Annotated in this window: 20 protein-coding genes and 1 pseudogene; 19 read left to right on the forward strand and 2 right to left on the reverse strand. The window is 73.2% G+C overall.

Annotation, left to right across the window (positions count from 1 at the left end; genetic code table 11):
- Positions 1-50: 50 nt before the first annotated feature.
- The gene (locus ACFC8N_RS11830; protein ID WP_362822375.1) at positions 51-1,235 is read right to left on the reverse strand and encodes a pyridoxal phosphate-dependent aminotransferase; all 1,185 of its coding nucleotides are present in this window, start codon (positions 1,233-1,235) and stop codon (positions 51-53) included.
- A 135-nt stretch (positions 1,236-1,370) separates the two neighbouring features.
- Here ACFC8N_RS11830 and ACFC8N_RS11835 point away from each other — a divergent pair, with 135 nt between their 5' ends.
- The 9 genes and pseudogenes from ACFC8N_RS11835 to ACFC8N_RS11875 all read left to right on the forward strand — a co-directional run.
- Complete coding sequence (locus ACFC8N_RS11835; protein ID WP_356029817.1) at positions 1,371-1,709, forward strand: hypothetical protein; 339 nt, start codon at positions 1,371-1,373, stop codon at positions 1,707-1,709.
- A 354-nt stretch (positions 1,710-2,063) separates the two neighbouring features.
- Positions 2,064-2,585, forward strand: a complete 522-nt coding sequence (locus ACFC8N_RS11840) for a DUF2617 family protein (RefSeq protein WP_362822374.1) — start codon at positions 2,064-2,066, stop codon at positions 2,583-2,585.
- Positions 2,586-2,673: 88 nt separating this feature from the next.
- Positions 2,674-4,317, forward strand: coding sequence for a polyamine aminopropyltransferase (locus ACFC8N_RS11845; RefSeq protein WP_376288005.1), 1,644 nt, complete (start codon positions 2,674-2,676; stop codon positions 4,315-4,317).
- Positions 4,318-4,384: 67 nt separating this feature from the next.
- The gene (locus ACFC8N_RS11850; protein WP_362822373.1) at positions 4,385-5,179 is read left to right on the forward strand and encodes an SRPBCC domain-containing protein; all 795 of its coding nucleotides are present in this window, start codon (positions 4,385-4,387) and stop codon (positions 5,177-5,179) included.
- A 40-nt stretch (positions 5,180-5,219) separates the two neighbouring features.
- Positions 5,220-6,026: an aldose 1-epimerase gene (locus ACFC8N_RS11855; RefSeq protein ID WP_356029811.1), complete on the forward strand. Its 807-nt coding sequence runs from the start codon at positions 5,220-5,222 to the stop codon at positions 6,024-6,026.
- Between the two features lie 10 nt (positions 6,027-6,036).
- Positions 6,037-6,585, forward strand: coding sequence for an orotate phosphoribosyltransferase (gene pyrE / locus ACFC8N_RS11860; RefSeq protein ID WP_356029809.1), 549 nt, complete (start codon positions 6,037-6,039; stop codon positions 6,583-6,585).
- 144 nt (positions 6,586-6,729) lie between these two features.
- Positions 6,730-7,752 (forward strand): class II fructose-bisphosphate aldolase, encoded by a 1,023-nt coding sequence (gene fbaA, locus ACFC8N_RS11865; RefSeq protein WP_356029807.1) that lies wholly within the window; start codon positions 6,730-6,732, stop codon positions 7,750-7,752.
- 63 nt (positions 7,753-7,815) lie between these two features.
- Entirely contained in the window at positions 7,816-9,264 is a 1,449-nt protein-coding gene (locus tag ACFC8N_RS11870; protein ID WP_356029806.1) for an MFS transporter, read from the forward strand.
- A gap of 103 nt (positions 9,265-9,367) precedes the next feature.
- Positions 9,368-9,463, forward strand: a pseudogene (locus ACFC8N_RS11875) (DUF3151 domain-containing protein); the annotation flags it as partial.
- A 62-nt stretch (positions 9,464-9,525) separates the two neighbouring features.
- Here ACFC8N_RS11875 and ACFC8N_RS11880 read toward each other — a convergent pair.
- Positions 9,526-9,945, reverse strand: coding sequence for a DUF3151 domain-containing protein (locus ACFC8N_RS11880; protein WP_376288006.1), 420 nt, complete (start codon positions 9,943-9,945; stop codon positions 9,526-9,528).
- Between the two features lie 90 nt (positions 9,946-10,035).
- Between ACFC8N_RS11880 and ACFC8N_RS11885 the strand changes: the two genes are divergently transcribed.
- From ACFC8N_RS11885 to ACFC8N_RS11930, 10 genes are all read left to right on the forward strand, one after another.
- A complete protein-coding gene (locus tag ACFC8N_RS11885; protein ID WP_376288007.1) occupies positions 10,036-10,917 on the forward strand; it encodes a recombinase family protein in 882 nt (293 codons plus the stop codon).
- Between the two features lie 771 nt (positions 10,918-11,688).
- Positions 11,689-12,534, forward strand: coding sequence for a tryptophan 2,3-dioxygenase family protein (locus ACFC8N_RS11890; protein ID WP_356029801.1), 846 nt, complete (start codon positions 11,689-11,691; stop codon positions 12,532-12,534).
- Complete coding sequence (kynU, locus tag ACFC8N_RS11895) at positions 12,527-13,747, forward strand: kynureninase (protein WP_356029800.1); 1,221 nt, start codon at positions 12,527-12,529, stop codon at positions 13,745-13,747. Before ACFC8N_RS11890 ends, kynU begins: the two co-directional genes overlap by 8 nt.
- Positions 13,748-13,971: 224 nt before the next feature.
- Positions 13,972-14,889 carry an alpha/beta hydrolase gene (locus tag ACFC8N_RS11900; protein WP_356029798.1) on the forward strand — a complete coding sequence of 306 codons (918 nt, stop codon included), beginning with the start codon at positions 13,972-13,974 and terminating at the stop codon, positions 14,887-14,889.
- Positions 14,890-15,078: 189 nt separating this feature from the next.
- Positions 15,079-16,209 (forward strand): alpha/beta hydrolase, encoded by a 1,131-nt coding sequence (locus ACFC8N_RS11905; protein WP_376288008.1) that lies wholly within the window; start codon positions 15,079-15,081, stop codon positions 16,207-16,209.
- 52 nt (positions 16,210-16,261) lie between these two features.
- Positions 16,262-17,470, forward strand: coding sequence for an acyltransferase (locus ACFC8N_RS11910; protein ID WP_356029868.1), 1,209 nt, complete (start codon positions 16,262-16,264; stop codon positions 17,468-17,470).
- Between the two features lie 10 nt (positions 17,471-17,480).
- Positions 17,481-18,956: a sensor histidine kinase gene (locus tag ACFC8N_RS11915; RefSeq protein WP_376288009.1), complete on the forward strand. Its 1,476-nt coding sequence runs from the start codon at positions 17,481-17,483 to the stop codon at positions 18,954-18,956.
- On the forward strand, positions 18,953-19,645 hold the full coding sequence (locus ACFC8N_RS11920; RefSeq protein WP_356029793.1) for a response regulator transcription factor: 693 nt from the start codon (positions 18,953-18,955) through the stop codon (positions 19,643-19,645). Before ACFC8N_RS11915 ends, ACFC8N_RS11920 begins: the two co-directional genes overlap by 4 nt.
- A 68-nt stretch (positions 19,646-19,713) precedes the next feature.
- Positions 19,714-21,060 (forward strand): histidine kinase, encoded by a 1,347-nt coding sequence (locus ACFC8N_RS11925; protein WP_362822368.1) that lies wholly within the window; start codon positions 19,714-19,716, stop codon positions 21,058-21,060.
- The gene (locus ACFC8N_RS11930) at positions 21,057-21,722 is read left to right on the forward strand and encodes a response regulator transcription factor (protein WP_356029790.1); all 666 of its coding nucleotides are present in this window, start codon (positions 21,057-21,059) and stop codon (positions 21,720-21,722) included. Before ACFC8N_RS11925 ends, ACFC8N_RS11930 begins: the two co-directional genes overlap by 4 nt.
- The last annotated feature ends 57 nt before the right edge of the window (positions 21,723-21,779 follow it).

A 21,779-nucleotide genomic window follows, 5' to 3' on the forward strand; every position in this document is an offset into this window, starting at 1 on the left:
CGTCTGCGGGCCCGCCGTGGCGTGCCGCGCGGCTGCCCGGGCCGGGCTGCTCACATCGCGCGCAGGCGTTCCGCCGCCTGCCGCAGCACGTCCTCCCGCTTGCAGAACGCGAACCGTACGAACGGTGCCCCGGCGTCCCGGTCGTCGTAGAAGACCGCGTTCGGGATGGCCACCACGCCGGCCCGTTCGGGCAGGGCGCGGCAGAAGGCGAAGCCGTCCTTCTCGCCGAGGGGGCGGATGTCGGTGGTGATGAAGTACGTGCCGGCCGGGGCGAAGACCCGGAAGCCGGCCGCCGTGAGGCCCTCGGCGAGGAGGTCGCGGCGGGTCTGCATGGAGCGGCGGAAGTCCTCGAAGTAGGAGTCCGGGAGGGCGAGGGCCTCGGCGACCGCGTACTGGAAGGGGCCCGAGGAGACGTACGTCAGGAACTGCTTCACCGAGCGCACGGCGGTGACCAGTTCGGGCGAGCCCGTCACCCAGCCGACCTTCCAGCCGGTGAAGGAGAACGTCTTGCCGGCCGAGCCGATGGTGACCGTGCGCTCGCGCATCCCCGGGAACGTGGCGAGCGGCAGGTGCTCGGCGCCGTCGAAGACCAGGTGCTCGTAGACCTCGTCCGTCACCACCAGCAGATCCCGCTCGACCGCCAGCTCGGCGATCGCGGTCAGCTCCGGGCGCGTGAGGACCGTGCCGGTCGGGTTGTGCGGGGTGTTGATCAGCAGCAGGCGGGTGCGGTCGGTGACGGCGGCGCGGAGTTCGTCCAGGTCGAGGCGGAAGCCGGTGTCGTCCGGGCGCAGGGTCACCGGGACGCGGCGGCCGCCCGCCATGGCGATGGAGGCCGCGTAGGAGTCGTAGTACGGCTCCAGGGCCACGACCTCGTCGCCCGGCTCCAGCAGCGCCAGCATCGAGGCCGCGACGGCCTCCGTCGCGCCGGCCGTGACCAGCACCTCGGTGTCGGGATCGAAGGACAGCCCGTAGCGGCGCTGCTGGTGTGCGGCGATCGCGGTGCGCAGCTCGGGGATGCCCGGACCCGGCGGGTACTGGTTGCCCCGGCCCTCGCGCAGCGCCCGTACGGCGGCCTCGCGGACCTCCTCGGGGCCGTCCGTGTCGGGGAAGCCCTGGCCCAGGTTGATCGCGCCGGTCGCGGTGGCGAGCGCGGACATCTCGGCGAAGATCGTCGTCCCGAACTCGGCGAGGCGGCGATTGAGGTGGGGGCGCGCGGTGGAGGTCATGCCGGTCATCCTGCGCCCAAGCTCTGGAGTTCCTCAACTCTGCTTTGAGCCCCCGGGCGGCCGGGCATCCCCCGTTCACCGCGGTCCACGGGGGCCTGCGCGGGGCAACGGAAAATCCGGGGGAACGGAAAGAAGGTGACGCCCATGGGCATCGTCATCGTGGTCGTGCTGGCAGTCGTCGGGTTCATGACCATCGGGGCGCTGCGGAGCCGGGGCAGGAGCCGGCGGGCGCAGGTGTCGTTGAGCAAGCGCGGCGGCCGGTCCCGGTCGATCCGCTCGTCGGCGTCGTCGTCCTCGGCCGGGTACGCGGGCGGCGGCGCGAGCTGGTGGGCCGGTGACTCGGGCTCGTCGTCCTCGGGAGGTCACGGGGGACACCACGGTGGCCACCACTCGTGCGGCGGCGGCCACCACTCCTGCGGGGGCGGGCATTCCTGCGGCGGGGGCTCCTCGTGCGGCGGGGGCGGATGCGGGGGAGGCAGCTGACACGGGGCAGCTGAGCTTCCCGGGGGGATCGGGGGGCCGGGGGGGGGATCGGGGGACGGGCCGCATCAGGGGCGCCCGTCGGCGAAGGCGGCCGGCGGGCGCCCGGCCGTTGTTCGTGCGCGCCAGGCGTACGCCATGGTTGAACAGTTGAGCAGTGGAGCCCTCTGAGGGATGGAAAGCCCACGAAGTTGGGTAAAAACGCTGTGGCGGCTGCTCTGTTCATGATTCCCTCTAAATCGCCAACGCAGCCCCTCGGACGTCCCGCAGAACCCCTCCTCCGGCCGGGACGGCCGGGGCGCCGACCTGTCTGCCATGGCTGATCTCCCCCTCATCGTGTGTTAGCGGAGCCGATCCATGCTCACGACCCTGAACACCTCCTACACCGATACGCGCGCCGCCGACCTCGCCTGGGCCCTGGGGCGCGAGCCACTGCCCGCCCTGGCCACGCTCGACCTCGAACTGACCGGTGCACAGCTCCAGTTGAGACTGCTCGGCGCGTCCCACCAAGTGCTGCTGGAGGAGAAGCACGGCAGTTGCTCGGAGACGGTCGCGTGCATCCCCGGTTCCAGCACCCCGCTGCCGCTCGGCGTCGCCAAACGCGTCGGCGACTGGGAGTACGAGTTCGCCGCCCGCGTCGAACTGCTCACGCCGGGCTCGTTCGCGGGCCGCGCCCAGGAGTTGCTCGCTCTCGTCTCGGACCATCCGCACGGCCTCGCGGGCGTCTTCCCGGGCAGCCCGCACGCCTTCACCGCGATGCTCGCCCAGCGGCACGAGGGCCAGGTGCACTGGCGGACCTGGCACGCCTACCCGCAGGACGGCCAGTTGGTGGCCACCCGCACCCGCGTGGGCGTGCGGGTGTCGACGCCGACCGCGTGAGGCGGATAAACATGATCGGCCCCAACTCGCCCCAGATCCACACGTGTGGGTGACGAAGCGTGCCGAGCGCGTGACGTAACGTCGCACCGTGATCGAACCGCACGCCCCCGCGCCCCCGGGCGCCCCGCCCCACTGGACAGGCCCCGCCCGGCTGCCCGTGCGGCCCGGGACCGGGCGGTTCCTGGTCCTCCTGTGCGTCTTCGTCTGCGCGGCCTGCGGACTCGTGTACGAACTCGAACTCGTCGCGTTCGCCTCGTACTTGATCGGTGACTCGGTCACCCAGTCCTCCGTCGTGCTGTCCGTCATGGTGTTCGCGATGGGCATCGGCTCGCTCGCCGCCAAGCGGCTGCGCTGGCACGCGGCCGCCGGCTTCGGCGCGATCGAGATCGCCCTCGCGCTCGTCGGCGGCTGCAGCGCGATGACGCTGTACGCCGTCTTCGCCTGGACCGGCGGCTGGGGCGGGATGTGGGCCGACGGCCCCCGCTTCCTGCTGGTCGCCTTCTCCCTCGCCATCGGCCTGCTCATCGGCGCCGAGGTCCCGCTGCTGATGGAGCTGATCCAGCGCATCCGGCGCCAGGACGCGGGCGGCGCGGTCGCCGACCTGTTCGCCGCGGACTACGTCGGCGCGCTGGTCGGCGGTCTGGCCTTCCCCTTCCTCCTGCTGCCCTTCCTCGGCCAGCTGACCGGCGCGCTCGTCACCGGCACGGTCAACGTGGTCGCGGGCGGCGCCCTCGTCCTCGGCCTCTTCCGGCGAGACCTGTCCCGCCGGGCCCGCTGGACCCTGCTCCTCGTCGGCCTCACCGTCCTCGGCGTCCTCGCCTCCGCCGCCGCCCTCACCGGCGACTTCGACCGCGCCGCCCGGCACGCCGTCTACGGCGAGGACGTCCGGGTCGCCGTGCGCACCGGCGTCCAGGAGGTCGTCCTGGCCGGCGGCACCGACGGCAGGCCCCTCGACCTCTTCCTCGACGGCCGGCTCCGCGCCGGCGGCCGTGACGCACGCCGCTACCACGAGGCCCTCGTCCATCCCGCCCTGTCCGGCGGCGCCCACGCGCGCGTGCTCATCCTCGGCGGCGGCGACGGCCTGGCCGCCCGCGAGGCGCTGGACGAGCGCGGGGTGCGCCGGGTCGACCTCGTCGAGATCGACCCCGGCCTGGTCCGGCTGGCCCGCCACGACCCCGGCCTCGCCGCGGCCAACGGCCACGCCTACGACGACCCGCGCGTCCACGTCGTCACGGCCGACGCCTTCGACTGGCTGCGCGGGGCGCCCACGGCGGCGTACGACGTCGTGATCGCCGACCTGCCCGACCCCGGCATCACCGCCAGCACCAAGCTGTACTCCCAGGAGTTCTACGGCCTCGCCCGCCGCGTCCTCGCCCCCGGCGGCCGGCTCGTCGTCCACGCCGGAGCGGTCAGCACCCGCCCCCGCGGCTTCTGGACGGTCGCCGCGACGCTGCGCGCGGCCGGCTTCGCCACCTCCGCCTACCGGGTCCTCGGCCGCGACTCCGGCTTCGCGGCCGGCCCCGACCGCTCGGCCGCCGGTGCCTCCCGCGCTCCGCACGACTGGGCCTTCCTGCTGGCCGCCCCGGCCCCCGCCGCCCCGCCGCCGCTGCGCCTGGACCCCGGCCCGCCGCACACCCTGACCCAGGCCGGTCTCACGGCGGACGCGGCGGCGGCCGGGCGCACCCGGATCCCCGGACTGCCGGCGTCGACGCTGGTCCATCCGCGCTACTGACGGTGGGGCGGGCGGGGACCGCGATGCGAGGGTACGTTCCGGCCACGCGTGGGTAGGCTCAGCCGACATGGAGCACCAGGTCTTCGTTCCGGTCCCCGCCGAGCGACTGCGGGCCGCGCTGGCCGACCCCGCGCGCGTCGCCCGCGCGATCCCCGGCCTTCAGCAGGACGCCGGTGCCGAACCCGTCGCCGGCCGCCTGAAACTGCGCGTCGGCGGTCACTCCGTCACCTACCGGGGGACGGTCCGGATCACGCCTCGCGAGGACGGCGGGTACGACGTGACGGGCGACGCCACCGAGGCCCGCGGCACCGGCACCGTCCAACTCGCCCTCACCCTGCGCCTCGCGGACACCGAGGGCGGTACGACGGTCACGGCCGAGGGCACGGCGGACGCGGCCGGCCGGATCGCGGAACTCCCCGCGGACGCGGTGAGTTCGGCGGCCGTGCGCCTGCTCGGCCGCTTCGTGGAGAACCTGGGAGCGGAGCCGTCGCCGGAAAAGCCGGAACCGGAGCCGGCGGAAACAGGGGAGCCGGCGGAGTCAGGGGAGTCAGGGGACGAGGCGCACACCTCGGTCTTCGACACCGAGGTGCCGCCGCCGTCCCTGGACCCCGAGGCGGACCGGCTCGCGGAGGACTTCGCCGACACCGGCGAACCCCCCGCCGAGGCCGCGCACGCCCGTCGCACGATGATCGGCCGCAGCGCCGAGGAGGTCGACCACGCCCCGCCGCGCGGCCGCTACGCCCCGGTCCCGGCCCCCCAGACGGTCGCGGGCAGCCAGGCCCTGCGCTGGGCGGCCCCGGCGGCGGCGCTGGCCGTGGCGTCGGCGATCGTCGTCACCCGGGCACTGCGCAAACGCCGGTGAGCCCGGAAGACCCCGGGGCGGCGCCCAGTACTGTCATCCCGTGAGTAACGAAGACATCACGCTGACAGCGGGCGACGCACAGGTACGCGTCAGCCCTGCCAACGGCGGCCGGATCAGCGGCCTCAAGGTCGGTTCCACGGAACTGCTCCGCCAGGGGGACCGCTTCGGCTGCTTCCCGATGGTCCCCTGGTGCGGCCGGATCAGGGAGGGCCGCTTCCTGGACGGCGGGACCGTCCACCAGATGCCGCTCAACTCCCCGCCGCACGCCATCCACGGCACCGCCCGCGACGGCGCCTGGAGCGTCGCCAAGGTCACGCAGGACACGGCGGCGATCACGTACGACCTGGTCGCCCCCTGGCCCTACCCCGGCCGGGTCACCCAGCTCGTGGAGATCGCCGAGGACAGCCTGACCCTGACGATGGGCGTCGAGGCGACGGCGGACTCCTTCCCGGCGCAGATCGGCTGGCACCCCTGGTTCAACCGGACCCTCACGGGCGAGGACGGTGCGGTCGGCGCGGGCGCGACGCTCGCCTTCGAGCCCGCCTGGCAGGAGGAGCGCGGCGCGGACCACCTGCCCACCGGCAAGCGCATCGACCCCGCGCCCGGCCCCTGGGACGACTGCTTCGGCATGCCCGGCGGCGTCGACGTGACCCTCACCTGGCCCGGACAGCTGGAGCTGAGGGTGACCAGCCGCGAGGAGTGGGTCGTCGTCTACGACGAGCAGGCCGAGGCCGTGTGCGTGGAGCCGCAGACCGGCCCGCCCAACGGCCTGAACACCGCCGCACGCCTGGTCACCCCCGTGGACCCGCTGGAGGCGTCGACGACCTGGAGCTGGCGGCGCCTCTAAGCTGGTCGGCATGACGGACGTACGCGGCGCGCTGCTGCAGCAGATCAAGGACAAGGCCGTGGTGCACGGCAAGGTGACGCTCTCCTCGGGGCTGCAGGCCGACTACTACGTCGACCTGCGCCGCGTCACCCTCGACGGCGAGGCCGCCCCGCTGGTCGGGCAGGTGCTGCTGGATCTGACGGCCGACCTGGAGTTCGACGCGGTCGGCGGCCTGACCATGGGCGCCGACCCGGTCGCGGCGGCCATGCTGCACGCCGCCGCCGCGCGCGGGAAGCGGCTCGACGCCTTCGTCGTCCGCAAGGCGGCCAAGGCGCACGGCATGCAGCGCCGGGTCGAGGGCCCGGACATCACCGGCCGCCGCGTGCTCGTGGTCGAGGACACCTCCACCACCGGCGGCTCCCCGCTCACCGCCGTCGAGGCCGTGCGCGAGGCGGGCGCGGAGGTCGTCGCCGTCGCCACGATCGTGGACCGGGCGACCGGCGCTGCCGAGAAGATCGAGGCCGGCGCGGGCGTTCCGTACCGGTTCGCCTTCTCGAAGGATGAACTGGGTCTGGACTGAACGGGCGGTTCGACCTGGACTTGACCGGTGCGCCGACGACGGCGCCAGGTCTGGAAAGATGGGGCCGACGACGGCGTCGAACCCCCCAGGTCTAGGTCAGGGCCTTAACGCACAACGCCAACCCGCAACACAAGGAGCGGACAGATGCCCATCGCAACCCCCGAGGTCTACAACGAGATGCTCGACCGGGCGAAGGCAGGCAAGTTCGCCTACCCGGCCATCAACGTCACCTCGAGCCAGACCCTGAACGCGGCGCTGCGCGGCTTCGCGGAGGCGGAGAGCGACGGCATCGTCCAGATCTCGACCGGCGGTGCCGAGTTCCTCGGCGGTCAGTACAGCAAGGACATGGTGACCGGCGCGGTCGCGCTCGCCGAGTACGCGCACATCCTCGCCGAGAAGTACCCGGTCAACATCGCGCTGCACACGGACCACTGCCCGAAGGACAAGCTCGACGGGTACGTACGTCCGCTGATCGCGATCTCCGAGGAGCGCGTGAAGGCCGGCCGCAACCCGCTCTTCCAGTCGCACATGTGGGACGGCTCGGCCGAGACCCTCGCCGACAACCTCGCCATCGCCCAGGAACTGCTGGCCCGCACCCAGGCCGCCAAGATCATCCTGGAGGTGGAGATCACCCCGACCGGCGGTGAGGAGGACGGTGTCTCGCACGAGATCAACGACGAGCTCTACACCACGGTCGACGACGCGATCCGCACGGCGGAGGCCCTGGGCCTCGGCGAGAAGGGCCGCTACCTGCTGGCCGCGTCCTTCGGCAACGTGCACGGCGTCTACAAGCCGGGCAACGTCGTGCTCCGCCCCGAGCTGCTGAAGGAGCTGAACGACGGCGTCGCCGCCAAGTTCGGCAAGCAGTCCCCGTTCGACTTCGTCTTCCACGGCGGCTCCGGCTCCACCGAGCAGGAGATCGCCACCGCGCTGGAGAACGGCGTCGTGAAGATGAACCTCGACACGGACACCCAGTACGCCTTCACCCGTCCCGTCGCGGGCCACATGTTCGCCAACTACGACGGCGTCCTGAAGGTCGACGGCGAGGTCGGCAACAAGAAGGCCTACGACCCGCGCACCTGGGGCAAGCTGGCCGAGGCGTCGATGGCCGCGCGTGTCGTCGAGGCGACGCAGAACCTGCGCTCGGCGGGCAACAAGATCAAGTAAGCGGCACCTTTCGGTGGGCCCGGCGGCTGTCTACGGCGCCGGGCCCGCTGTATACCTGAGGACATGCCCGATGTCCGGCTGGCCTCGACCCGCGGCAAGTGGATCCTGCTCACCACGGTCCTCGGCTCCAGCATGGCCCTGCTGGACTCGACCGTCGTCAACGTCGCGCTGCCGCGCATCGGCCGCGACCTGGGCGCGAGCCTCGCCGCACTCCAGTGGACGGTCAACGCGTACATGGTCACGCTGGCCGGCCTGATCCTGCTGGGCGGCTCGCTCGGCGACCACTACGGGCGCCGGAAGATCTTCGTGCTGGGCGTGGTCTGGTTCGCCGCCGCGTCCCTGCTGTGCGGCCTGGCGCCGAACTCCGCCGTGCTGATCGCCTCCCGGGCCCTGCAGGGCATCGGCGGGGCGCTCCTCACGCCCGGCTCCCTGGCGCTGATCCAGGCCTCCTTCCACCCCGACGACCGAAGCCGGGCGGTCGGGCTGTGGTCGGGCTTCGGGGGCATCGGCGCGGCCATCGGCCCGTTCCTGGGCGGCTGGCTGGTCACCGGCCCCGGCTGGCGCTGGGTGTTCCTGCTCAACGTCCCGCTGGCCCTGCTGTGCGTACCGGTCGCCCTCCGGCACGTCCCCGAGTCCCGGGACAGCGCCGAGCACGGCCGCTTCGACGTCCTCGGCGCGGTGCTGGGCGCCCTGGCCCTGGCCCTGCTGACGTACGCGCTGATCGAGGCGCGGGCGGGCTCGGCGGTGGTGGCGGTGAGCGCGGCGGCCGGGCTGGCCGCGGCGGTGGCCTTCGGGTACGTCGAACGGCACCGTCCGGACCCGATGCTCCCGCCGGACATGTTCGCCTCGCGCCAGTTCACGGCGGTCAACCTGGTCACCCTGTGCGTGTACGCCGCGTTCGGCGGGTTCTTCTTCCTGACGGCGCTCCAGCTCCAGGTGGTGGCGGGCTACTCCCCGCTCGCGGCCGGTACGGCGATGCTCCCGACGACGGCCCTGATGCTGCTCTTCTCGGCCCGCTCCGGCGCCCTCGCCGACCACACGGGCCCCCGGCTGCCCCTGACGGTCGGTCCGCTCCTGTGCGCGGCGGCGATGCTGCTGATGCTGCGGGTGGGGCCGCACGCCGACTACCTGACGGACGTCCTGCCCGCCCTGCTGGTGATGGGCGCCGGCATGGTCACCCTGGTGGCCCCCCTGACGGCGACGGTCCTCGCCTCGGTGGACACCGCCCGCGCGGGCCTGGCCAGCGGCATCAACAACGCGGCGGCGCGGGCCGCCGGCCTGATCGCGGTGGCGGCGCTGCCGCTGCTGGCGGGGATGGGCCCGGAGGCGTACCGGCTGCCGTCGGCGTTCGACGCGGCGTTCCGGCGCGCCATGCCGATCTGCGCGGGCACGCTGCTGCTGGGCTCGGCGTTGGCTTTCGCGCTGGTCCGCCGACCGGGTCCGGGGTGTGCGCGACCGGAATGCCGGACCTATGGGAGTGTGACGGTGCCGCCGCTGGAGGGGGAGCGGTGACCGGGCCCGGTCTTCCGGGTGCGGGTCGAGGCGGCGCGCTCGCGCAGTGCACCGCGCCCCTTCAGTGCGCCACGGCGCCGCCCGGTGAGCCACACCGGACTCCATGACGATTCACGAGAACCTCCTCGGCGGCCCGCCCCCGACGCACCTCCCCGACGAGGCGTTCGCGCGCGGCGCGGTCGTGGAGTCGTACGCCTACGTGCATCCCGTGCCGCCGTCTCCTGTTGAGGGACGGCGGCACAGTCCTTTCTGCCGTGGTGACTACCGCTTCAGCTCGGCGTACGCCTCGGTGCTGCTGTCCTTGAGGAACTGCCAGCAACGCTCCGTCTCGTCCTTCTCGTTGATCTCGCCGGCGGCGCGGGCGAGGGCGGCGAGGCAGCGAAGGAACCCGCGGTTGGCCCGGTGGTCCCAAGGGATGGGGCCATGCCCCTTCCAGCCGGCCCGACGCAACGCGTCCAGACCGCGGTGATAGCCCGTGCGCGCGTACGCGTACGACTCGACCACCCGCCCCGCCTCGAAGGCGTCGTCCGCGAGCATCGCCCAGGCGAGCAAGAACGTGGGGTACTTCGCCGCGACCTCGGTCGGCGGCTGGGACTCCTCGCCCAGCAGGCGGTACGCCTCTTCGTTCTCCGGGAGGTACGTCGGCTCCGGGCCGCCGAGCAGGTTCTTGTGCGTCGTCATGGAAGCAGTCTGCCACCTGTGGCCGGGGCTTCGGGATCTGCGACGATCCGGCGCAGGGCGGCACGACGGGAGTCCTCCGGGGCCATTCAGGTGGGCATCCACACCCGGATCGGCAAGGACGACGAGGCGGAGGGGCTCGGCGTCGCACGGCAGGAGGAGGACTGCCGACGGCACTGTGCCGCCCGGGGGTGGGAGGTCGCCGAGGTCTACGAGGACAACGACCTCTCCGCGTACAAGCGCAGGACGGTACGCCCCGAGTTCCGGCAGATGCCGGAGGACTTGAAGGCCGGGCGGATCGACGGGGTCGTCGCCTGGGACATCGGCCGTTTCTCGCGTCAGCCGCGCGAACTGGAGGCGTGGATCGACGAGTACGAAGAGGCCGAGCGCCGAGGCCGTCGGCTCGTCTTCGACTCCGTGTCCGCGTCGGACATCGACCTGCCCACGGAGAACGGCCGGTTCATCGCGAGGATCGAGGTCACCATCGCCGACAAGTCCTCGGCGGACACTTCACGGCGTACGCAGCGCAAGCACCTGGAACTGGCGGCGCAGGGCAAGCTCCCCGGCGGCCGGGCACCGTACGGATGGAACCGCGAGGACCGCAGGACGCTGGCGCCGGAGGAGGCCGAGCACCTCCGTAAGGCGGTGAAGGACTTCCTGGACGAGCGTGGTGAGCCCGTTGTCGGAGACTGGGAGCCGATCATCACCCCGGAGGAGTGGTATCTGCTCACGGCGAAGGTCCGGCGGGAGACAGCCCGGTGCGGGCGGTGCGGTACGAAGATGCGGGCCTTGGTGATGCGCAACGAGACGGTTCCGTCCACTTCTGTCGACGCCGTCACCGTTCCGTCCACCACCCCCGGGATCATCGAGGGCGTCGTCATGCCGTGGCCTCCTCGGACGGGGGCGCGGCGCCGGATGCCTGGGCGGAGCGGGGCCGGAACACGGCGGCCCGAAGGCGGCCGCCGTACAGGCTGACCACCAGCCCGGCGATGATCAGCAGACCCCACCACCTACCGCCGCCATGTCTCGGAGCTCCTGGCCGAACTGGGCGCCCAGAGCCGCTTCCAGGCGGGCAGCTACGCCCGGCGGGCCGGCCGGCTGGACGACTGACGACAGCCTGCGGCCCGGCCGGCCAACGACGCCTCCCTCCGGTCCGCACCAGCTCGGAATCCAGCACCACTGACCTACTGACCAGCAGCCCCTCGGGACCAAGCCACAAAGGCCCCCGCTCAGAATGGAGACCTCGTATCGGACTGGCCGGCAGTTCGTTCCGACAGCGGCTCGCCGCCCGTGAAGGCGGTGAGACACCAAAGCCCCCCGGTCGCCGGTGTGACGAGTGAGATCACCACGCCGACCACGAGAGGCTCTGTCACCTCACCCGCCTGGCGCAGCGAGGTGGTCTTGCCTACGGCACCGACGGTCTGCGACGAGCCACACCGCTCTCGCAGCGAGCCGGTCTCCGAACCGGAGACCGACCCTCGTACCGAGGTCGGGCAGGTCGGCGCGGCTCTGAACCGCATGCTCGACCACATCCACGCCGCCCTGCACGCAGTTCCTGAAGGACTCCTCGCCGGCGGCCGCCCAGACCCTGGGCCGACCTCCCGGACGGGGCCGGTGTGGCCCGTCCCGCAATGGACGGGCCTTGCCGTACAGGAGCCGATTACAGAGGATGCGGGTGGGGACCGGGGCCCCCGTGCCGGAATCGGCAGGGGCGGACCGCTACCCGGAGTACAACAGGAGACAGCGATGTCCCAACAGGCTCGCCCCCACGAGGCCGCTGAGCCCGAGACCCCGCATCTCGATTTCCAGGGCACCACGCCGTACGAGGACTACGTCCGCGCGGACGTCCTCACGCACCTCCAGCACACCCTCTCCGACGATCCCGGAGAGATGGTCTTCCTGGTCACGACCCAGGTCATGGAGCTGTGGTTCACGGTGATCGTGCACGAGTGGGAGACCGCCGCCAAGGCCCTGCGCGCCGACGACGTCCCGACCGCGATCGCCGCCCTGAAGCGTTCCGTGCGGGAACTGGCGGCCCTGAACGCCTCCTGGACCCCGCTCGCCCAGCTCACCCCCGCCCAGTTCAACTCCTACCGCTCCGCCCTCGGCGAGGGCTCCGGCTTCCAGTCGGCGATGTACCGGCGCATGGAGTTCCTGCTCGGCGAGAAGTCCGCGTCCATGCTCGTACCGCACCGCGGCGCCCCGCGCGCCCACGCGGAGCTGGAGAAGGCGCTGCACGAGCCGAGCCTGTACGACGAGGTGCTGCGCCTGCTGGCCCGGCACGGCCACCCCGTCCCGGCCACCGTCCTGCACCGGGACGTCTCCCAGCGCTACGAGCCCTCCGACCAGGTCGAAAAGGTCTGGGCGGCGGTCTACTCCGACGATCCGGACACCGAACTCGCGCGTCTGGGCGAGGCGTTGACCGACGTGGCCGAACTGGTGTGGCGCTGGCGCAACGACCACCTGGTCGCCACCCGCCGCGCGATGGGCGCCAAGCCCGGCACGGGCGGCTCGGCCGGTGTGGCCTGGCTGGAGAAGCGCGCCCGCAAGAACGTGTTCCCGGAGCTGTGGACGGCGAGGTCCCATGTCTGAGCTTGCGCTGGAGGCGGAGAAACTGGACGCGGCGGACGAGCTGGCGCCGCTGCGGGACCGCTTCGTCCTCGACACCGTGTCCGATCACGCGGCTGACGCCGCGGGCGTGTACCTGGACGGGAACTCGCTCGGCGCGCTCCCGGCCCACGTCCCCGACCGGGTGGCGGACGTCGTGCGCCGGCAGTGGGGCGAGCTGCGCATCCGCTCCTGGGACGAGAGCGGCTGGTGGACCGCGCCCGAGCGGATCGGCGACCGGATCGCCCCGCTGGTCGGCGCGGCCCCCGGCCAGATCGTCGTGGGCGACTCCACAAGTGTCAACGTATTCAAGGCACTTGTGGCGGCGGCACGGATGGCGGACGAGGCGGGCGGGGGCCGCAGCGAGATCCTCGTCGACGCGACGACGTTCCCCACGGACGGCTACATCGCCGAGTCGGCGGCCCGCCTGACCGGCCGCACCCTGCGCCCGGTGACCCCGGCGGAGGTGCCGGGGGCGTTGAGCACCCGTACGGCGGCGGTCCTGCTGAACCACGTCGACTACCGCACGGGCCGGCTGCACGACCTGCCCGGCCTGACGGCCGCGATCCACGCCGTGGGCGCCCTCGCCGTCTGGGACCTGTGCCACAGCGCGGGCGCGCTGCCGGTGGGGCTGGACGAGCACGGTGTCGACCTGGCGGTCGGCTGCACGTACAAGTACCTGAACGGCGGCCCGGGTTCACCGGCGTACCTCTACGTCCGCCGGGAGCTCCAGCCCCGCTTCGACTCCCCGCTGCCCGGCTGGAACTCCCATGCCGAACCCTTCGGCATGAGCCCGTCCTACACACCGGCACCGGGCGCGCTGCGCGGCCGGGTGGGCACCCCGGACATCCTCTCCATGCTCGCCCTGGAGGCGGCCCTGGAGGTCTGGGACGACGTCTCCGTCCCCGCGGTCCGCGCGAAGTCCCTCGCCCTGACGGACTTCTTCCTGCGCTGCGTGCGGGCGTACACGGAGCCGGGCCGCGTCGAGTCCGTGACGCCCGAGCGCCACGAGGAGCGCGGCAGCCAGGTCGCGCTGCGCTGCGCGGACGCAGGCGAGGTGATGAAACGCCTGATCAGCAGGGGTGTCGTGGGTGACTTCCGGCACCCTGACGTGCTCCGCTTCGGCTTCACCCCGCTGTACGTCGGGTTCGCCGACGCGGAGCGGGCGGCGCGGATCCTGGGGGAGGAGCTGGCGTAGGCGACGGCCCCGGGAAAGGGGTCCGGGGGAGGGGTCCGGGACGGCCGGTCCCTCCCCCTGGGGGCCGTGGGGCACCGTGCGGACCGCTCCGCCCTCACCCTGCGTGACAACCCCATGTCCGCGCACGTCACCGGCCTGATACCGTCCCCGCCAACGGTGGACGCGGAGTTCCCCCCTCTGGTCCGCCACACGCCAAAAACGTTCCATCGCTGAGAGGTTGGAGCATGCCGGACGACGCAGCAGCAGCCCGCGCCGCCGCCGAAGAGGAGTCGGCCTTCTCGCACCCCCCGGTCGACCCCGACATCAGCTCCGCGTACGGCGACCACCCCGACCAGGTGATCGACTTCTACGCCCCCCGGTCCACCGCCCCGGACTCCCCGTCCCCGCTGGTGGTGGTCCTGCACGGCGGCGCCTGGCGGGCCCGCTACGACCGCCGGCACATCACCCCCTTCGCGGACTACCTGGCCCGTAGGGGTTTCGCGGTGGCGAACGTCGAGTACCGCCGGGGCGGGGAGCCTCCCCTGATCCCGGGGCAGGGCACGGCGGCGGACGGAGGCGCCGGGGACGGCGCCACCCCTTCGGCGGGCCGCTGGCCGGAGACCTTCGACGACGTGGCGGCGGCCCTGGACGCCCTGCCGGACCTCGTCCGCACGGCGCTGCCGCAGGCCGACCCGCGCCGCACGGTGCTGACGGGCCACTCGGCGGGCGGCCACCTGGCGCTGTGGGCGGCGGCCCGGCACGTCCTGCCCGCGGACGCCCCGTGGCGCACCACCGGCCCGGCCCTGCTCCGCGGCGTCGTCGCCCTCGCCCCGATCGCGGACTTCGAGGTGGCGGAGAAGCTGGACGTCTGCGGCAACGCAAGCCTGCAACTCCTCGGCGGCCACGAGGGGTTCGCCGCGCGCCGCCCGTACGCCGACCCCGTGCTCCTCCTCCCGACGGGCATCGCGACGACGCTCGTCCAGGGGCGTACGGACCTGGTGGTGCCGCAGGCGGTGGCCGAGTCGTACGCGGACGCCGCGGCGAAGGCGGGCGAGGTGGCGGGCCTGACCCTGCTGGAGGACGTGGGCCACTTCCCGCTGATCGACCCGGCGGCGGACGCGTGCGCGGTGGTGGCGGAGGAGATCGCCCAACTGGCCTGGTGATGTGAGTGGTTGCTCCCTGGGGGGGGGCAGCCGCGGCCCGCCCCTTGGGGGCCGCCCCCGGTCATACCCGTAGTACCTGAGAGCTACCCCGAAGGACCGCTCTCAGGCGGGACGCCGACGACAGGACCCGATCCATAACTTCCTTGTCAGAAAGGCCCGATGGCCGGGCTTTCTGAAAGGAAGCCGACCATGGGGCAGCATCCCCCGCACACCCCCGACCCCTGCCTCTCCTCCCACCCGCAGCCGCCGATGGCGAGTGCGCCCCACGAGGGCCGCCCGCACCCGGCGACGCAGCGGTCACCGACGGCGCGGGCGGGAAGCACGGCGCCGACGGCGAAGCCGAGGCGCGGCCTGTTCCCGCCGAGGCGTCGCAGACACTGGCGTCGCGCGTTCCTCGCCGCCCTCCTCACCACGGCCATCGCCGCCCCCCTCTCCGCCGCGACCACCCACCCCCGGATCCCGGCCCCCCGCCCCTCCGCCCTGCCCCCACTCACGGCGAGCACCCTTCAGAAGACCTACGAGGCCAACCGGGCCGACGCCACCGCGGCGGCCACCATGGCGGCGGAGCACGGCGACACCGACCGCGCCGCCGCCGACCGCACCCTCGCCTCCCGCAACCTCCTCTCCTTCGACGGCCGAGGCGCGGGCCGGGCCACCGAGGTCCTCGGCGACCTCTCCCGTGCCGACCACATCGCCGTCCTGGTCCCCGGCTCGGACACCTCCCTCGACACCTACGCCCGCTTCCACCAGACCGCCGCGGCGCTGTACGCGGACCTCACGCACCGCGCCCCCCACGGCACCCGCGTCGCCGTCATCGCCTGGCTCGGCTACGAGACCCCGGCCACGGTCAGCACCACCGTCACCACGACCACCCGGGCCGACGAAGCCGCCCCCCACCTGCGCACCTTCGTACGCGACCTGCGGGCCGCGACCGAGCCGCACGCCCACCTCTCCCTGCTCTGCCACTCCTACGGCTCGGTCGTCTGCGGCCGGGCCGCCCCCGGCCTGGACGCCGACGACATCGCCCTGGTCGGCAGCCCCGGCACCGGAGCGGGCTCCGCCGCCGCCCTGCACACCCGCGCCCGCGTCTGGGCGGCCCGGGGCGGCGACGACTGGATCGCGCACGTCCCGCACACCAGCGTCCACCTGTTCGGCACCGCCATCGGCTTCGGCACCGACCCGGTCTCCCGCGCCTTCGGCGCCCGGGTCTTCGACGCCGGCGACGCCCAGCACAGCGGCTACTTCACCCCGGGCTCGGCCTCCCTCGCCAACCTGGCCCGGATCACCCTCGGCGAGACCTCGGAGGTGACCCGTGCCTGAGCCAGCCGTACTCCACCCCGTTCACGACCCCGTCCACCACTCGCGACGCCACCTGCTCCGCCCTCCGCACGTCCCTCACCCCGTCCGCGCTCTTCGCCGCGGCGCCCACCAGGTGGACTCCGCCACTCCGGCCGACCGCGACCGTGCGGTCGACGCCCTGCGGGCCTTCGCGATCCTCGGCGTCGTCCTGGGCCACTGGCTGGTGACCGCGCTGGTGGCGAGGGACGGCGGCCTGCACACCACCAGCCCGCTCCAGCACATGCCGTGGCTGGCCCCGGTCTCCTGGCTGTTCCAGACCCTGGCCGTGTTCTTCCTGGTCGGCGGCCATGTGGCCACGCGCAGTCTCGCCTCGGCCCGGGCCCGGGGCGAGAGTTACGGCGCCTGGCTGCGCGCCCGACTGACCCGGCTGCTGCGCCCGGTGGCCGCGCTGCTGTGCCTGTGGACGGTGGCCGCCACGGCCCTCCTCCTCACCGGCACCCCGCCGGCCACGATCGAGACCCTGGTCAAACTGGCCCTGTCCCCGCTGTGGTTCCTGCTGGTCTTCGCCGCCCTGACGGCCGCCACCCCGCTCCTCACCCGCCTCAACCCCCTCTGGCCGCTGGCCGTCGTCCTGCACGTCGACCTGCTCCGCTTCGGCCTGCACCTCGGCCCCGCCTGGCTCGCCTGGCTGAACCTGCCGGCGGGCTGGCTCGTGCCGTACACGCTGGGCGCGGCCTGGACCCGGGGCGAGCTGGACACCCGCCGCGCGGCCTGGGTCCTGCTCCTCGGCGGTACGACGGCGACGGCGTTGCTCGTCGGCTTCGCCGGCTACCCGGCGTCGATGGTCGGCGTCCCCGGAGCGAGGATCTCCAACCTCGACCCGCCGACGCTCGCGGCCGTCGCCTTCGGTCTTGCCCAGTGCGGCCTGGCCCTGCTCCTGCGCGACCGGCTGCGCCGCGCGATGACGCGCCCGCTGCTCTGGTCGGCAACAGCCCTCGTCAACCTCTCGGCGATGACGATCTACCTGTGGCACCAGACGGCCATGATGGCCACGACCGCGACGGGTCTGACCGCGGGCCGCCTGCCCGGTCTGCACACCGCACCGGACTCGCCGGACTGGGTGATGTACCGCCTCGCCTGGCTCCCCGTCTTCGCTCTGGTCCTGGCCCTGTGCTGGACGGCCTTCCGCCACCACGAACAGGGCCCGCGCCGTCCCCGGGACCGCACGTCGCACGTGGTCCGCCGCCACCTGCCCCCAGCAAAGACCCCGCGCAATGCCTAATGTTGACCTCGTGAAGCCCGCGGCCGCCGACGACGAGAACGACCGACAGCGCCGCCCCACACCCGAACCCGTCACGCCCACCCCGCCCCGGCGCCGCCGCCTGCGCACCTGGCTGGGCGAGAACCCCTCTTCCCAGTCACCCCCCTTCGCCCGGCACCGCTGGCTCCGCTTCCTCATCTACCTGTTCGTCGCGTACGCCGCGCTGGGGATCGGCCTGGGCGGCGGGGACCAGCTGGCGAACGAGTACGGGCTGACGGCCGTCGTCGGCTGGCTCCTCGGCCTCGTCCAGGGGGCCGTCGTCGTTGTGGCGATCTGGCGCCCCGTCCCCGCCTGGGCCGCGTCCCTGGCCGCCGCCGTGCTCACCGCCCTCCTCGCCCGTCCGCATCTCGCGACGGACGCGACCGCCAACTCCGGCTGGCCCTGGACGACGCCCGCCCTGCTGGCCCAGATGGTCGTGCTGGCCCTCCTCGCCCTGCGCACCCGCCTGCGCGGCACGCTCGCCGCGCTCGGCATCACCGTCGTGGTGACGTGGGTGCTGGAGGCCCCGATCGGTGCTCGGAGATACTCCCCGACCGGTGTCGTGGCCGTCGCCCTCTTCGCCGTCGCGGTCCTGATCGGCACCGCCCTGCGCAGCCGCAGCGAGGCCCGGGCGGAGCTGGCCCAGCAGACGACGATCACCGCGGAGGAGCGGGCCCGCCGCGCCCTGCTGGAGGAGCGCAGCCGTATCGCGCGTGAGCTGCACGACGTGGTCGCCCACCACATGTCGGTGATCTCGATCCAGGCCCAGGTCGCCCCCCACCTGGTCGAGAACCCCTCCGAGGAGCTGAAGGAGAACCTGGCGGGCATCCGCAACAACGCCCTGGAGGCGCTGACCGAGCTGCGCCGTGTGCTCGGTGTCCTGCGGTCGGCGGGCCCGGACGACCCGGAGGCCCTGGACGACGCCTACCGGCTGTCCGCCCCCGGCACCGGCCCGGCCCCCGACGCCCCGCAGCCGAACCTCGCCCGGCTGGACGCGCTGATCGAGAACACCCGGGCGGCCGGTCTGGAGGTCGTCATGAAGACGGAGGGCGAGCCGCGCGGCTATCCGCCCGGTGTGGAGCTGTCGGCGTACCGGATCGTCCAGGAGGCGCTGAGCAACGTCCTGCGGCACGCCCCGGGCGCGTCGGCCACCGTGGAGGTCCTCCACTACCCGCACGGGATATGCCTGGACGTCACCAACTCCCGCCCCACCCGCCCGGCCCCGCCGTCCCCCGGCAGCGGCCACGGTCTGCTCGGGATGCGGGAGCGGGCGGCCATGCTGGGCGGACACGTCGTCGCGACGGGCGACCGGAACGGCGGCTTCCGCGTGACGGCGTTCCTGCCGCGCGAGGGCACCCCGCAGCCGGCGAACCCGGCCCGCCCCTCCGCGTCCAGCCCCGGCCCCGAGCTCGACCCCGACCCCGACCCGCACAGTCCCGAACCCCCGACAGGAGAGCAGTCCCCATGACGAGCGGTGCCGGCACCATCCGTGTACTCATCGCCGACGACCAGGAGATGGTCCGGCAGGGTTTCACCGTGCTGCTCAACACCCAGCCCGACATCGAGGTGATCGGGCAGGCGGTGGACGGGCTGGACGCGATCGCCCGTACCGCCGAACTGGCCCCGGACGTCGTGCTGATGGACATCCGGATGCCGGAGATGGGAGGCCTTGAGGCGACCCAGCGGATCACCGTCGAGCACCCCGCGGTCAAGGTGCTGGTGCTGACCACGTTCGACCTGGACGAGTACGTGTACGAGGCGCTGCGGGCCGGCGCCTCCGGCTTTCTGCTCAAGGACGCCTCGGCGGACAAGCTGGCCGAGGCGGTGCGGGTGGTGGCCGCGGGCGACGCCCTGCTCGCGCCCGGCATCACCCGGCGGCTCATCGCGGAGTTCTCCCGCATGGACGGCAGGAACCGGGCCCCGCTCAAGCAGCGCGTCGGCGATCTGACGGAACGGGAGACGGAGGTGCTGGCGCTGATCGCACAGGGTCTGTCGAACGCGGAGATCGCCGAGCGGCTGGTCGTGGCCGAGCAGACCGTGAAGACGCACGTCGGCCGGATCCTGGTGAAGCTGGGGCTGCGCGACCGCACGCAGGCGGCGGTGTTCGCCTTCGAGTCGGGCCTGGTCCGCCCGGGAGGGGCGACCCGTAGTACCTGAGAGGGACCCCGCAGGACCCCTCTCCAAGGGGACGACCGCGACCATGGCCTCGGCCTACCGTTCTGTACGTGACCGAGACGACGCACACGCAGACGACACCGCCGGGCCGGGCCGGCCGGCGGCGCAGCCCCGAGATGCGGCTGGCCGCGGACGCCCTGCGCGGTCTGCGGCAGGAACTGTTCCAGGACGCCTTCAGATACGACCCGCTGCCCCGGCCGGGCGAGGCGGGCCCGCTCACCCGGCGCCTGCCGGGCCGGATGCGGGAGTACGGCGCCTGGTCCCGGCACCTGCTGGTGGCCTTCGGCGGTGCGGTGGCCCTGTTCGTCGCCATGGCGGACGAGGAAGCGCCGTTGCTCGCCCTGCTGTGCGGGCTCTGCGCGCTGGTGCCGGTGCTGCTGACTCTGGTGCGTCCGGTGGGGGCGTTCTGGGCGTCCCTCGCGGGCACCGTCGTCATGTCCGTGATCGGCCGGGGAGAGGGCAGCTGGCCGTGGGCGCCGGCCAGTTTCCTCTCCCACCTGCTGGTGCTGACGGTCGTCGCGCTGCGCACCCGCCCGCGCACGGCGGCCTGGATGTGGGCGCTGACCGCGGTGTTCGGCGTCTTCTGCGACATGGTCCTCGGCGGGAACGAGTACGGCACGGACACCGCCCCGATGCTGTTCCTGTCGGCGCTGCTCCTGCTGATCGTCACGGTCCGGCACATACGCAGGGAGGCCCAGCAGGAGATGACCGCGCAGCAGACGGTGACGGCGCACGAACGCTCGCGCCGCACGCTGCTGGAGGAGCGCACGACCATCGCCCGCGAGCTGCACGACGTGGTCGCCCATCACATGTCGGTGGTCGCGATCCAGGCGGAGGCGGCGCCGTACCGGGTGGAGAATCCGCCGCCGGAGCTGGAGAAGGCGTTCGCCACCATCCGGGAGAACGCGGTCGCGGCCCTGACCGAGCTGCGCCGGGTGCTGGGCGTCGTCCGCGCGGAGGACTACGAGGCGCCGGAGGCCCCGCAGCCCACGCTCGCGGACCTGGACGGGCTGCTGGCCAATGTGCGGGAGGCCGGCCTGGTGGTGGACAAGGCGGTGACGGGCGCGGTCCGCGAACTCACGCAGGGCGTGGAGCTGTCGGCGTACCGAATAGTCCAGGAGGCGCTGAGCAACGCCCTGCGGCACGCCCCCGGAGCGGACGCCCGGGTGGAAATAGGCTACGTTCTCGGTGGCCTGGGCCTGCGCATCGTCAACGCCCCGCCGCCGGCCCCCCACCTGATAAATCCCTCGCCCGGTGCCGGGCACGGGGTGACGGGCATGCGGGAGCGGGTCTCGATGCTGAGCGGCGAGATGACGGCGGGCCCGACGGACGACGGGGGCTACGAGGTGACGGTGTTCCTGCCGGTGCCGGCCGCCGCGAGCGAAGGGGACGCATGACCATCCGCGTACTGATCGCGGACGACCAGATGATGGTCCGCGAGGGCTTCTCGGTCCTGCTGAACGCGATGCCGGACATCGAGGTCGTCGGCGAGGCCGTCAACGGGAGGGAGGCGGTGGACCGGGTTCGCGAGCTGGCCCCGGACGTCGTGCTGATGGACATCCGGATGCCGGAGCTGAACGGCATCGAGGCGACCCGGGAGATCGTCGCGGCGGACGCGGCGGCGAAGGTGCTGGTCCTGACGACGTTCGACCTGGACGAGTACGTGTACCAGGCCCTGCGCGCCGGCGCCTCGGGCTTCCTCCTGAAGGACGCCTCGGCCCGGCAACTGGCCGACGGCGTCCGGGTGGTGGCCGCCGGCGAGGCCCTGCTCGCTCCCTCGGTCACCAGGCGCCTGATCACGGAGTTCTCCCGCCTCTCGGAACCTCCGCGCCTGATCCCGGCGGCCCAGGCGACCTACGGCGAACTGACCGAACGCGAGACGGAGGTCCTGATCCTGATCGCCCAGGGCCTGTCGAACGCCGAGATCGCCGAGCGCCTGGTGGTGGCGGAGTCGACGATCAAGACCCATGTGAGCCGCATCCTGGTGAAACTGGGTCTGAGAGACCGCACCCAGGCAGCGGTCTTCGCGTACGAGGCACGTTTGGTCACGCCGGCCTGACGCTGCGTCACGTTGCTCATGAACAGGCCTTACATCGCCTGATGTTCGCACTTGCGC

This window comes from Streptomyces sp. NPDC055966, assembly GCF_042269865.1.
Lineage (GTDB): Bacteria > Actinomycetota > Actinomycetes > Streptomycetales > Streptomycetaceae > Streptomyces.